The 13206-nt window shown below is 54.5% G+C and carries 9 protein-coding genes; 7 read left to right on the forward strand and 2 right to left on the reverse strand.

Translation table 11 applies throughout. The features are described 5' to 3' along the window. The first annotated feature begins 111 nt into the window (after window positions 1-111). From BMW41_RS05105 to BMW41_RS05120, 4 genes are all read left to right on the forward strand, one after another. Window positions 112-2469, forward strand: coding sequence for a FecR domain-containing protein (locus BMW41_RS05105; RefSeq protein ID WP_177171165.1), 2358 nt, complete (start codon window positions 112-114; stop codon window positions 2467-2469). Between the two features lie 322 nt (window positions 2470-2791). Continuing rightward, complete coding sequence (locus BMW41_RS05110) at window positions 2792-3196, forward strand: CidA/LrgA family protein (protein WP_074649147.1); 405 nt, start codon at window positions 2792-2794, stop codon at window positions 3194-3196. Then, a complete protein-coding gene (locus BMW41_RS05115; protein WP_074649148.1) occupies window positions 3189-3881 on the forward strand; it encodes an LrgB family protein in 693 nt (230 codons plus the stop codon). Before BMW41_RS05110 ends, BMW41_RS05115 begins: the two co-directional genes overlap by 8 nt. A gap of 244 nt (window positions 3882-4125) precedes the next feature. Further along, on the forward strand, window positions 4126-5808 hold the full coding sequence (locus tag BMW41_RS05120) for a phospho-sugar mutase (protein ID WP_074649149.1): 1683 nt from the start codon (window positions 4126-4128) through the stop codon (window positions 5806-5808). A 13-nt stretch (window positions 5809-5821) separates the two neighbouring features. On the opposite strand, the gene BMW41_RS05125 is transcribed toward BMW41_RS05120, so the two are convergent. Then, window positions 5822-6853, reverse strand: coding sequence for a YeiH family protein (locus tag BMW41_RS05125; RefSeq protein WP_074649150.1), 1032 nt, complete (start codon window positions 6851-6853; stop codon window positions 5822-5824). Window positions 6854-7104: 251 nt separating this feature from the next. On the opposite strand from BMW41_RS05125, the gene BMW41_RS05130 reads away from it, so the two are divergent. The 3 genes from BMW41_RS05130 (at window position 7105) to lon (ending at window position 11566) form a co-directional block, all read left to right on the forward strand. Then, on the forward strand, window positions 7105-8004 hold the full coding sequence (locus tag BMW41_RS05130; RefSeq protein WP_074649151.1) for a LysR family transcriptional regulator: 900 nt from the start codon (window positions 7105-7107) through the stop codon (window positions 8002-8004). Further along, window positions 8001-9026 carry a patatin-like phospholipase family protein gene (locus BMW41_RS05135; RefSeq protein ID WP_074649152.1) on the forward strand — a complete coding sequence of 342 codons (1026 nt, stop codon included), beginning with the start codon at window positions 8001-8003 and terminating at the stop codon, window positions 9024-9026. The genes BMW41_RS05130 and BMW41_RS05135 overlap by 4 nt, the downstream gene beginning before the upstream one ends. A 128-nt stretch (window positions 9027-9154) precedes the next feature. Beyond that, the gene (lon, locus tag BMW41_RS05140) at window positions 9155-11566 is read left to right on the forward strand and encodes an endopeptidase La (protein ID WP_074649153.1); all 2412 of its coding nucleotides are present in this window, start codon (window positions 9155-9157) and stop codon (window positions 11564-11566) included. Between the two features lie 152 nt (window positions 11567-11718). On the opposite strand, the gene BMW41_RS05145 is transcribed toward lon, so the two are convergent. Continuing rightward, on the reverse strand, window positions 11719-12963 hold the full coding sequence (locus BMW41_RS05145) for a glycoside hydrolase family 5 protein (RefSeq protein ID WP_074649154.1): 1245 nt from the start codon (window positions 12961-12963) through the stop codon (window positions 11719-11721). Window positions 12964-13206 lie beyond the last annotated feature (243 nt).

Genomic DNA, 13206 nt, shown 5'->3' on the forward strand with positions numbered 1-13206 from the left:
CATAAAGGTATTGTTCTGGCAGCTGTGCGGAATGCGGGGGGCTGCAGAGGATGTACGGTGAAAAAGTACGCCATGACGCGCTGCTGACTGGGAAAGAATAGTGGAAAAATGTTGGGTGGAAAAATAAAAATAAGAGCCGCAGTTCTTCTGATCTGCGGCGTTTTGATGCTGAATTCGGCGGCAGGGTGTGCCGGACCGAATCAAGGCAGTCAGGCAACTGCTTCGAGTGAGCAGGTGGATCAGACCAATGCGAGAACCGCGGTGATCGTTCAGATGAAAACGGCTGACGGAAAGGCGCCGGGCGTCGAGATCCGGCGGAACGGTGAAGCCATCCGCGGATATGTGGGAATGCGCCTTGAGATAGGTGATGTCGTAAAGACTGACCGGAATACGGTAGTATATCTCCGGATCGATGAAGATAAGAATCTGCGGCTTTCTGCGGATTCTTCCGTGTCGGTGACCGAGGCCGGAAGGGACCGGATCCGGATTCAGGTGGAAGTGGGAGAGCTTTTTGTCAATGTTGAGAATAAGCTGGAAGATCACGAGAAGATGGAATTCAGTGCCGGATCGACGACTATGAGCATTCGGGGAACATCCCTGGATATCGGATACACCGATGAGGACGGTCTTCTTCTGATGGTGACGGACGGTCATGTTACCGTGACGGAAGACGGATCGGAGCGTGAGACCGTGATGAACGGCGGCCAGATGACGGAAGTGGAGCCGGACGACCGGACCGGCGAGATCCGGGTGGAGGATTTTGAAATCGATGAGCTGCCGGAAAATGTTCTGGCGGAGCTGAAGACGGATGAGACGCTCCGGGAACGCGTCCTCTCATCCATGGCCCGGACCGGCGGAAAAACGTCGGAAGATCTGCGGAATGCGTTGAATCAGAGGCTTAGTTCCGTGAACGGATATGATTTCGGGGAAAACTTCATCGGCTGCGCGCAATCCGTATGGGAGAAGAAAACGTCCGGAAAGTCGGGACACGGAACAGATACGGAATCAAGAAATGAATTTGCCAGAGACATCGGCGGCCGATCGGCGGAAGGACGGAGAGAAAACGGAACGCAGGAGACCGCAGCAGATGTGCCGGCATTTACGCCGGGAACGTCGGAAGAGAGCCATGCCGGAGAACATTTGACTTCCATTCCGCTGAGCGATCCGAACAGGATCAGAGAAGAGAACGGAAAAGCTGTGAAATATGTCAGAACCGGCGCCGGCGGAACCGGAAAGAGTTCATCGTCAGGGGACGGCGATGGCTCCGGCCGGAGGACGGAAACGCAGGCAGCGGCTCCGGTCGGCGAAAAGACGGAGAGCGGATCGGGGGCAAAGCCATCCGAGGATCCGGAAAAATGGGATGAAGAAAATGGTCCCTCAGCCGGAGAGACTCCGGCGAACAGCGGAAGTGCGTCCGGCGGAGTTTCCGCTCCGGGGAGAGGCAGCAGCGCAGGCGGCGGAGTTTCCGCTCCGGGGAGAGGCAGCAGCGCAGGCGGCGGAACTTCCCCGAACGGAGGAGGCAGCAGCGCAGGCGACGGAACTTCCCCGAACGGAGGAGGCAACAGCGCGTCCGGCGGAACTTCCCCGATCGGCGGGAACAGCTCCACCGGAGAAGACGGTTCGCGCGGAGAATCGGCAGATCCGGGGTACTCCATTGACCGGAACAAGAATGTCAAGGTCTATGGAGAGAATGTCAATGTACGGGAACTGATTGAGTTTATGCGGGAGAAGCATGCGGTCAGTATGACTTACCCGGGAGGCCGTCTGGAGGGCTGGCCGGAAGACTCTGATTTTTATAAGGCGGTCAATGACGGACATACCTATAATCACGCTGTGAGCTTCCATGACCGCACGTATGATATTGAGTACAGCGATGAAGGTATGCAGATATGGTTCCCGGATGTGGATGGGGTATACGATGAGATCGGTGACTTCGAGGATCGCACAACCGCGAATAACAACGCGCTGTATAACGGATTGCTGACCTCGCATATCGCGGCTCCGGCGGGATATGCCGCAAGGAATGCGATGAATCTTCTGTCAGGGATAGAGAAAGAAACTTCTCCGGCTGAAGCGGGAGAACCGGATGCGGGCAGGACGGCCGCCGAGAATGCGGCGGATGGCGGAGATACGGAGCTTTCAAATGATGGAGATGCCGCGACGCCGGATCTCCGGCAGGACGAACATACCGCGGACGGCGGAAATGAATCCGCAGACAGCGGAAATGAGCCCGCAGACGGCGGGATTGAATCCGCAGACAGAGAAAATGAATCCGCGGACGGCGGAAATGAGCCCACAGACGGCGGAAATGAGCCCGCAGACGGCGGGAATACAGATCCGGAACGATCGGACGAAGACGGTTCGGCGGGATCCGGCTTTGCTGCGGCGGGAAACGGCCGTTCTGACAACAACGATGATCACGAGGCAGAGAACGCATCCGCGGATACCGGTGAGCGTATGCCGGGCTGAAACGCCGGTAACGGGAAAAACATGAAAAAACGACTTTTGTAACTATTGTTCAGTGGTCAGACCATTGACAAGCGCATCACGGTGTTCTAATATATCAGACTGTGAAATGCACATTCCATCGGGAACGCGCACTCGCGCGTTCCCGATTTTTATGTTTCAGGGGAGCCGAAGTCCGCTTGCGGACTTTGTTCTCATTAAGAAAGTTCTTCGTTTTTTTTATGACACATGAGGCGGAAATTCCGCTCAGCCACGGGAGAAATATGTCGCAGAAGCCGGACGGGATTTGCCGGTCTGCGAACTCTGTTCTGATGGAGGAAATGGTATGAAGTACATGAAACAGTTCGGCTTTATCCTCGCGACAACGTGTATCGGCGAATTTCTGCATTATTTTATCCCGCTGTCCATTCCCGGGTCGATCTATGGCCTTGTCCTGATGTTTATCCTTCTGATGCTGCATGTGATTCCTCTGGATGACGTGAAAGAGACGGCGGAGTTTCTGATCGAGATCATGCCGGTCATGTTTATCCCGGCCGCGGTAGGTCTTCTGGAGTCCTGGGAGCAGCTTCGGCCGATTGTCGTTCCGGTTCTTGTGATCACGGTATTTTCCACCTTCCTTGTCATGGTGGTAACCGGTAAAGTGACGCAGTTTGTAATACATCGGATGCACACGGAGCATAAATCCTCCCAGAAAACAAAGTCGGGAAAGAGTGAGGTATGTCATGAATGATCTGATTGCCAGCTCAGCTACATTTGGCGTGGTGCTGAGTCTGATTGCCTATGGCTTCGGAGTTCTCGTTAAGTTTCATTTTCACAAAAACTGGCTGAATCCGCTTCTGATCTCGGTCGTCATCACGATGAGTGTGCTCTCCGTGACGGGAATCAGCTACGACAATTATTATAAGAGTGCCGCATATCTGAGTTATCTTCTCACGCCGGCGACGGTTGCGCTTGCGATTCCGCTTTATGTTCAGCTTGAGCGCCTGAAGGAAAATGTTGTCGCCATCCTGTGCGGCCTTGTGGCGGGCGCGGTGACCAGCATGGGCTGTATTCTGGCTCTGGCGGCGGTGTTCAAACTCAGCCACGAGGAGTACGTGACACTTCTTCCGAAGTCTATCACAACAGCGATCGGAATGGGCGTGACGGCGGAACTCGGCGGTTATGTGACCATCACGGTTGCCGTGATCGTTATCACCGGAATTCTGGGAAATGTCTCCTGCGATTTCGTCTGTAAGATGTTTCACATCGTGGAGCCCATCGCCAAGGGGCTTGCCATCGGTGCTTCGAGCCATGCCATCGGTACGTCCCGCGCGATGCAGATCGGTGAACTGGAAGGCGCGATGAGTTCACTTGCAATTGTTGTCTCCGGTATTCTGACCGTGATTGGCGCATCCTTTTTTGCGATGTTATACTGAGAAAAAGATCCGGGGAAACAACGATAATATCAGCGTTTCCACAGAACCTCCGGCAGATGGTACGGATTTACAAAAAAATAACGGGCGGCCGCATGGAAAAAACATGCGGCCGTTTCTTTTTTTGCCATGGAAGATATCAACTGTCAGAAATGAGGCCGCCTCCGTCCGAAAATGCACAATTCGGTGAAATGCGGTATAATGGAGAACAGAAAACGTACGGACCGGACACATCGGGAGGAATAAGATGAACGCGCAGGAACGTTATGCATATTGGATGGAAAAACTGTCGGATGAAGATCCGATGAAGAGGGAACTGGAAGAAATCCGGGGAAATGCGGAAGAGATCACGGACCGGTTCTGGAGGGAGATTGCATTTGGAACCGCCGGACTTCGAGGTATCTGCGGGGCGGGAACGAACCGGATGAATGTTCTTACGGTCGGAAGAGCGACACAGGGAATTGCCGATTACATTCTCGCATCCGGAGTGGATCCGGAGCGCGGCGTCGCGATTGCATACGACTGCCGATATCACTCACGGGAGTTTTCGGAACTGGCAGCGGAGATTCTGGCGGGAAACGGCATTGTCTCCTGGCTGTTCCCGGAGATGCGCCCGACGCCGGAACTCTCCTTTGCCATCCGGGAACTCGGCGCGTGTTCCGGAATCAATATGACGGCCAGTCATAACCCGAAAGAGTACAACGGATATAAAGTTTACTGGGAGGACGGAGCACAGGTTTCCGGGGAAATCTCCGAGGGAATGTCGGAGAAGATCGCCAAAATCGACCTGTTTGATTCACCTCGAAGAATGCCGCTGGACGAGGCGATAAAATCGGGACTTGTCCATATTCTCGGGGAAGAAATGGACAGAAAATATCTGGATTATGTGAAGAGTATCGCGCAGAGACCGGATAAAGATCTGAATAAAGCCGTAAAAGCGGTATATACTCCCCTGAACGGAGCCGGAAGTATTCCGGTCATGACGATTCTGAGAGAGAGAGGCTTTTCGGATGTGGCCATTGTCCCGGAACAGAGAGATCCGGATCCGGAATTTACCACCGTGGGGTATCCGAATCCGGAAGATCCGAGAGGATTTGCGTGTGCGGAAAAACTCGGACGGACGATAGGGGCGGAACTCCTCATCGCGACGGATCCGGACAGCGACCGGATGGCGGTGGAGATCCGGAATGGGGATGGAGAGTACGTTCCGTTAAACGGAAATCAGACCGGCGCACTCCTGATTTACTACATGGCACAGGCCCGGAAGGAGCAGGGAAAACTTACCGGCCGGGAAATGATGATCAAATCCATCGTGACCGGTGATTTTGGACGGGCGGTATGCGAGGACTACGGCATACAGACATTTGAAGCGCTGACCGGTTTCAAGAATATCTGCGGACGGATTCCGGAACTGGAGAAAAAGGGTTACCGTTACTTTTTCGGATATGAGGAGAGCATCGGCTGTGCGCCGGGAGAAAAGGTGCGCGACAAGGACGGTGTGTGCGCGGCCATGCTGGTAATGGAGATGGCGGCATACTATAAGAAGAACGGAATGACGCTGGAAGATGTGCTGAATGAAATGTACCGAAAATACGGGTACTACGCAGAAAAAGAGGTGTCCATCGTCCGAAAGGGCGAAGAGGGCAATCGCGAGATCCGTGGCATCATGGAGCGGTTCCGCACGGAAGCGCCGGATGCTTTCGCAGGCACGGCGATTCGCGGGAAGGTGGATTATCTGCAGGGATATAAGGATATCCCGGCATCCAATGCGATGAAATTTATTCTCGAGGACGGAAGCTGGTTCTGCGTCCGCCCGTCCGGAACGGAGCCGAAGATTAAATTTTATTACTATTCAAAGAAAAACTCCGCGAAGGAATCGGCGGATGCCATTGCGGCACTCAGCGATGCGGTCGCGGAATGGGTCAGATAACCGGTGGAACGGATTACCAGATGTTCATTACATGCTGAAGAAAGAGACTGATGACGGTGATGCCGCACCAGCAGCATGCGCCGAGAAGAATCGGCTTTCCGCCGGAACGGATGAGTTTTGCCATATTGGAATTCAGCCCGATGGCAGCCATTGCCGTAATGATGAGGAATTTGCTCGTTTCCTTCAATGGAGCAAAGACGGAAGCTGAGATGCCGGAACCGATGAGAACGGTTGTAATGATCGATGCCATGACAAAATAAAGAATGAATATGGGGAACGCCCGCCGGAAATGAAAGCGGTGGTCTTCGGTATTTCCCCCTCTGCGTGCGCGGAGGAGGCCGAGGATCAGCGTGATCGGAATGATGGCGAGCGTTCTCGTCAGTTTCACGGTGACCGCTTTGTCGAGGGTGGAAGATCCGAGATTCCACATGCTGTCCCAGGTTGCCGCGGCGGCGGTTACGGAGCTGGTGTCATTGATCGCGGTTCCGGCAAAGATACCGAAACTTTCTCCGGAGGTGGTATCGAAGCCGATAGCGTGCCCCAGCATCGGGAAGAAGACAGCAGCCAGCACGTTGAAGAAAAAGATGACGGAGATGGCCTGAGCGACCTCATCGTCATCCGCATCGATGACCGGAGCGGTGGCGGCGATGGCGCTTCCGCCGCAGATGGAAGAACCCACACCGACAAGAATGGCGGTATTGCCCGGAATCTGCATTGCCCGGCGGAGTGCCCATGCAATGATCAGAGAGGTGGATATTGTGCAGAGGATGATCGGAAGGGACTGACGGCCGGTTCGGATGACAACGTGGAGATCCATTCCGAAGCCCAGGAGGACGACGGCTGTCTGCAAAATCATTTTGGATGTCCATTTGATACCGCTGTCAAACCGGTCCCGTTTCGTGAAAAAGACGGCGATCACCATGCCGGTGAGGATGGCGAAGACTGCGCCGCCGATGACCGGAAATATTTTTCCAAGGAGCCATGACGGGATGGCAATGGCAAGACAGAGCAGGATGCCTGCGAGATTTTTTTTGATAAAGTCCATTTTTGTTTCCTCTCATTTCGATGTGTATAGTAGATATCTTCCGGTCCGGATGGCGATCCTCAAACCGGCAGTTAACAATATACGTCAATTCAACAACAAAGATAAAATTATAATTACTAATAAATAAATAAGGAAAATTTATGAATATGCTTACCAAACCAGTCGGAAAAGAAGTATACTGAGAGCAGAAAACAAAACACAGAGGATTAACAGCAGGACAGATATGAGAAAGCAGACAGGAGTGAATTGCGATGCTGGATCCAAAGATCATGACGTTTTTATGCGTCTGCCGGCACATGAATTACACCAGGGCCGCAGAGGAACTCCATATTACCCAGCCGGCGGTGTCTCAGCACATCCGCGGGCTGGAGGAGTATTACGGCGCCAGGCTCTTTGACTATCGCGGCCGCCGTCTTGAACTTACACCGGCCGGGCGGGAACTGGAGCGGGCGGCGGATACGATGGCAAATGATGCCGAACTTCTTCGAGACCGGCTTTCCGCGAGACAACCGGTGCAGATGCCGCTTCATTTCGGCGTCACAATGACAATCGGAGAATATGTGATCGGACGTCCCCTGGCGGCATATATGCGAAATCATCCGGGCGGCGATCTCCGTATGGAGATCGCGAATACAGAGACGCTGGTCGCAAAGATGAAGACGGGAAATCTGAATCTGTGCCTGGTGGAGGGAACATTTCAGCGAAAGGAATTTGATTGGGAGCGGTATGATACGGTGCGCTATATCGCTGTATGCAGCGTCCGCCATCATTTCCGGAAGAAGATCCGGGTTCTGGAGGATCTGTTGGATGAGCAGCTGATTCTCCGGGAGCCGGGAAGCGGAACGAGAGCCATTCTGGAGCGGCAGCTCTCCGGCAGGAACCTGTCGGTCGAGGATTTTCGCTCATCCATCCAGATCGGCGGAATGCATACCATTCTTGAACTGCTGGAGGAGGATGCGGGGATTTCGTTCATGTACCAGCCGGCGGCGCAGGAGATGATCCGCAAGGGGGTTCTTGTTGAGATTCCGCTGCAGGATTTTCAGGTCCGGCATGATTTTTCCTTTATCTGGGAGAAAAACAGTATATTTGGAGAGAGATACCGCTCGATCGCGGCGGAGATCACACAGCTTCGGAAAGGTGGAGAGAGATGAAACATGAGAATCTTTTGCGCGGGAAGACCGTTGCGCTTGCGCTTTCCGGAGGCGGAGCCAAAGGAGCATATCAGGTGGGCATGATGAAGGCATTGTATGAGGCGGGGCTGGACCGTTCAAAACTCTGGCTCTCAGGCACATCCATCGGAGCGATGAATGCCGTCTATCTTGCATGTCATAATCTCGAGACGCTTCGGGAAATGTTTTACGCCTTTGACCGGTCAGCGGGCCATGAGACGGTTCCGGTCACACCGTTTGATGTGGTGGGGAAGGCCCGGGAAGATGTCGTGGCCGGACGGGTCACTCTGGAGGAATTCCTGAACGAAAAGCGGTTTTATGCCATGGATCCGGCTCCGCTTCTGGAGTATTACCGGGAGACACTGCCGGATGAACTGTTGGAGCACAATTCTGTTCCGGTGGAAGTGTGCTGTTATTCGCTGATCGCGCGCAGACCGGTGCATTTCCGGCTGAATGGGCTTCCTGCGGAGGAGCAGAGAATGCTGGTTCTGGCCAGCGGAAGTCTCCCGTATGTCTTTCCGCCGGTGCGGTATCACGGGGATGTTCTTCTGGACGGCGGTGTCGTTCCGGAGATTCTGTTTCACGAGAGGAAGACGGGGCATAAGAGCGGAGGGCCGGATGAGAGCGGCCGGACAGAGAACGCGGAGCTGCAGCGGCGGATTTCGGTCGGTGGGGCTGCGGAGACGCCGGCGCCGCATGAAAAAATTCCGGTTCCGGCCATGTGTGAGATGCTGGAAGAGGAAAATGTCTGCGCGGACTGGCTGATCGGTGCATTTTTGAATCTTTACGATGAGGTCGGACGACCGAAGGAAGGAGCAGACGGTGTCTGCCGCCGCTATCGGGAACTACGGCCGTCGGTTCCGCTGGAAGAATCGCCGGGATCGGGCACGCTGGACTTTTCACCGGAAAAACTGGATTCTCATGAAAAACTGGGATATGAGGATACGGTACGGTTCCTTTGCTCATTCGTCTCCGAACAGGCGATGGGAACGTGCGGATATTGACATAAAATAAAAGAGTTGTAATCTTAATAATGTAGGCAATAGGCCCAAGAGGTATATATATAATTTTTTTATTTTGGCTTTTTAAGTATGCATGAACAGAAAAAGTCAGGCTGACAAAAGGAGAATACATGATCGTCATACCTGTTTACAATGCGATCCTTCTGCCGGGGATCCATCTGTATTTCAAGAAAAAGGAATTCCGGCAAACGTCCGGAAGGGATGCGGTTGCCGATGAGCCGGTAACATTTCTCTATGAGAAGGAGCTTCAGAACCGCGACAGTCTGACCGCAGACAATTTTTATCCGGTCGGTGCGGAGGGCGTGATCGAGGAGATCGGTGAAAATGATTATGTCACGCTTCGTGTCGACCGCCGTATTACGGTGGAGCGCGTGACCATCGAAGAGGACAAGACGATGCGGATCGCTTCCGCGGTCCGAAAAGATACGGCTGATCTTCAGGAAGAGGAAGAGCGGCAGATTTTCGAGAAACTCCGCAGAGCGCTGGTCACATTTGTGGACAGCAAAGAATGGGGGGCGATCGTCCGCCCGTATATTGTCCAGTGGGAAAATGTGGCAGAGATCCTCTCATCGCTCTCGAGCTGGCTGCTTCTCACCAATGAAGAAAAATATTCCTTTCTCGCCGAGGACAGCGCGAGGATACGGATGCATCAGATGGAAAAAGCGCTGTATGAGTTCCTTGAGATGTCGAAACTGACCGGGGAGGCGCAGGACGAGCAGGAAGAGGATTATCACCGGATGGTCCGCGAGAGTGCCATCCGCCGTCAGCTCGATTATCTGCAGGATCAGCTGGATGAAATGCATCCGGAGGATGTGTCCGATATCCGGATGCTGGAGATGAAGATCAAAGAGAGCGGGATGAATGACGAGGCCCGGAAAGAGGCGGAACACGTTCTCAAGCGCATTGAACAGGAGGGAACGCAGAGCCAGGAGTACGGAATGCTGTACGACTATCTGGACTTTGTGACGGGGCTGAGCTGGAAAAAAGAGCCGGCACACCGCATTTCCCTCACCAGGGCGGAGAAAATTCTGGACGAGGATCATTTCGGGCTGAAGAAAGTCAAATCCAGAATTCTGCAGCAGATTGCCGTGATGGACCTCAATAAAAAACAGTCCGGTTCCATCATTCTCTTTGTCGGAGCGCCGGGAACCGGAAAAACGTCCATCGGTCAGAGCATCGCGAGAGCGCTCGGAAGGCAGTATGTCCGCGTCAGCCTCGGCGGTGTGCGGGATGAGGCGGATATCCGGGGACACCGGAGAACCTATCTCGGCGCGATGGCTGGACGGATTATGGAGGGCATCCGCCGGAGCGGTGTCTCGAATCCGGTTATGGTGCTGGACGAGGTGGATAAGCTGTCCTCGTCCTACAACGGCGATCCGGCCAGTGCGCTTCTGGAAGTGCTTGACCCGGAGCAGAATTTCTCGTTTACGGATCATTACATGAATGTGCCGTACGATCTGAGCGATGTCTTCTTTATCTGTACCGCCAACACTCTGGACACGATTCCGGAGCCGCTGCTCAACCGCATGGAAGTGATCAATTTCCCGGGATATACCGCGACGGATAAGTTTGAGATTGCGAAGCAGTACCTTCTTCCGAAGGCGCGGAAAGCGATGGGAATCAAGGAAACTCAGCTGACGGTCGGCGATGAGTCGATCCGGAAGATTATCGCGGACTTTACCGCGGAGAGCGGCGTCCGCGGTCTGAAAAAGAGGATGGAGACGCTCTGCCGTGCGGCAGCGGTCGAGATTGTCAAAAACAAAGGAAAAGGTCTGGATGTGAAGCCGGAGGATCTCCGGAAGCTTCTGGATATGAAGCCGATCCGCCACGATCAGGCCCTCAAGAAGAAGGCACCGGGCGTTGTGACCGGACTTGCCTGGACATCGGCCGGCGGAGAGATTCTTTACATTGAGACGATTCTCATGAAGGGCAGCGGCCGGATCACCGTGACCGGACAGCTGGGGGATGTCATGAAGGAGTCGGCGCAGATTGCGCTCAGCCTTGTAAAGTCCATGTTCCCGGAGAAGGGACGGATCTTTAAGGACAATGACATTCACATCCATATTCCGGAGGGCGCGGTTCCGAAGGACGGACCTTCTGCGGGAATCACCCTGACAACGGCGCTGGCTTCCCTGATTACGGGGCGGGCGGTATCACCGGAATACGCCATGACCGGAGAGGTTTCCCTGCGCGGCGTGGTGATGCCCATCGGCGGACTTCCGGAGAAACTGATGGCAGCGGTCCGTGCCGGCGTGAAGAAGGTTCTCATTCCGGAAGAGAATACGGAAGATCTGGAAGATGTGGCGGATGAGGTCAAGAATAAGCTGGAGATCATCCCGGTGAGGGACGTGAGAGAAGTGCTCGTATTGACCAAGGTCATGACGAAGGCGAGAGCGTCCAAAAACGAGCCGGCGGAAGAAAATTCCTCCGGCCGGAAAAAGGATGGCGGAACCTCCGCATTGAAGCCCAAAGAGAAGAAAAAGACAACGGCAAAACAGGGAAAGACAAAGCCGGCGGAATAATCTGCCGGTAATGAGAAAGCTCCGGAGCGGCAGGCTGCCGCTTCGGAGCTGTTTTTTACGCGAGGAACGAGCCAAAGCCTGTGATTGCAAGAGACCTTGGCGACTGCCGCGAAACGTTTGAAACCCGTGAGGTGTGTTTCGTCTCGCTAAAATTACTGTCCGAGCATGAGGCTGCGGACCCATTTTCCGGTTTCTGTGAGATCACTGTCCTCCCAGTCCGCCGTCTTCTGGCAGCCCGGGGCGAGGAGGGCGGAGGTTTCCGCTTTGTTGCTGAGATTCCAGCTGAAATAAGAGATGTTGTTCTCTTTCAGCAGTCGTTTCCATGCCTCGGCACTCTCGTAGTCGATGCCGCCGTTTCCGGAGGCGTCACAGATGCTGAACTCCGAGACGATGACCGGTGTTCCGGCTGCCCGCGCACGGACAAGCTTGTCACGGATGCCGTCCTTGTGTGTCGCCGCATAGAAATGGAGGGCGTACATGACGTTTTCGGGACGGTTTAGCGGGTTGCCTGCCGGCTGATCCACGTCCTGAGACCAGGTCGGCGTGCCGCAGATGATGACGGCTTCGGGGCTGTTTTCCCGGATGACCGGAATAATCTGATCGGCATACTGCTTGATCTCGGCCCAGGTCGTGCCGCCGTTCGGCTCATTGCAGATCTCATAGAGTACATTCGGTCGGTTCGCATACCGGGCGGACATCCGGCGGAAGAAATCCGCGGCTTCCCCGGTGTGCTGATTCGGATTTCCGTCGCTCAGAATGTGCCAGTCAATGATCACGTACATTCCGAGATGTTCCGTAGCCTGAACTCCCTGATCAATCAGGTTCTCCAGAGCGGTGCGGTCGCCGCCGGACAGATATCCGCCGTACTCCCCGGTGTACATGGCGAGCCGGACGGCATTGGCACCCCATCCGTCACGGAGCGTGCGAAATGCATCTTCACTGACATACTGCGGGAACCAGGCGAGACCGTGTGTGCTGATTCCTTTCAGCTGAAAAGGATTTCCGGACCCGTCGATCAGGTCGGTTCCGCGGACGGAGAGAGCGCCGTGAACGGAGACAGGTGTCCCGGATTCGGCCGATGCGTTGGCGGAAACGGAACCGGAGGAAGACCCGTGAGAAGAACCGGCGGATGCGGGACCGGAACCGGTATTGGTTCCGGAAGTGGCAGGACCGTATTCCGGGGATGCCGGCTCGGCGGCGCGGAGCTGTTCTGCAGCGGACGAACCGGTCAGACCGGACTCCGGAGAAGGATTCGCAGCGGACGAACCGGTCAGGCCGGACTCCGGAGAAGAATCCGCTGCTCGGGATACTGTCCCGCCGCATCCCACGGCAAGGAGAGAGGCGGAAAGGAGAACGGCCGCGTGATATCGCATGGAAGAATGGGAAAATGGATGCATAAAAGTCACCTCGTTTTGTCTGTCTCAAAAAACGGGAAAAAGATATCATAATGCTTTTTATTATGGGGCTATTATAACATTTTTTTGACGGGACACGAAAAAAGCTTTGCGGGTTTCGCGCGTTAACGGCAGTCGCCAAGGCCTCGTGCAGGCACAGCTCTGGCATGGTAGCCGCGTAAAAAAAATCGCCCTGCCCCTTGAAAAAGGGGAGGACGATTTCCAGAGGTTATTCAGAAAAACGGT

Source organism: [Clostridium] aminophilum (assembly GCF_900101295.1).
GTDB lineage: Bacteria > Bacillota > Clostridia > Lachnospirales > Lachnospiraceae > Clostridium_R > Clostridium_R aminophilum_A.

Excerpts from the sequence above, each read along its gene's own strand:
- BMW41_RS05110 (WP_074649147.1), top strand. The coding sequence starts at position 2,792 with ATGAAGTACATGAAACAGTTCGGCTTTATCCTCGCGACAACGTGTATC.
- BMW41_RS05115 (WP_074649148.1), top strand. The coding sequence starts at position 3,189 with ATGAATGATCTGATTGCCAGCTCAGCTACATTTGGCGTGGTGCTGAGT.
- BMW41_RS05120 (WP_074649149.1), top strand. The coding sequence starts at position 4,126 with ATGAACGCGCAGGAACGTTATGCATATTGGATGGAAAAACTGTCGGAT.
- BMW41_RS05125 (WP_074649150.1), bottom strand. The coding sequence starts at position 6,853 with ATGGACTTTATCAAAAAAAATCTCGCAGGCATCCTGCTCTGTCTTGCC.
- BMW41_RS05130 (WP_074649151.1), top strand. The coding sequence starts at position 7,105 with ATGCTGGATCCAAAGATCATGACGTTTTTATGCGTCTGCCGGCACATG.
- BMW41_RS05135 (WP_074649152.1), top strand. The coding sequence starts at position 8,001 with ATGAAACATGAGAATCTTTTGCGCGGGAAGACCGTTGCGCTTGCGCTT.
- lon (WP_074649153.1), top strand. The coding sequence starts at position 9,155 with ATGATCGTCATACCTGTTTACAATGCGATCCTTCTGCCGGGGATCCAT.
- BMW41_RS05145 (WP_074649154.1), bottom strand. The coding sequence starts at position 12,963 with ATGCATCCATTTTCCCATTCTTCCATGCGATATCACGCGGCCGTTCTC.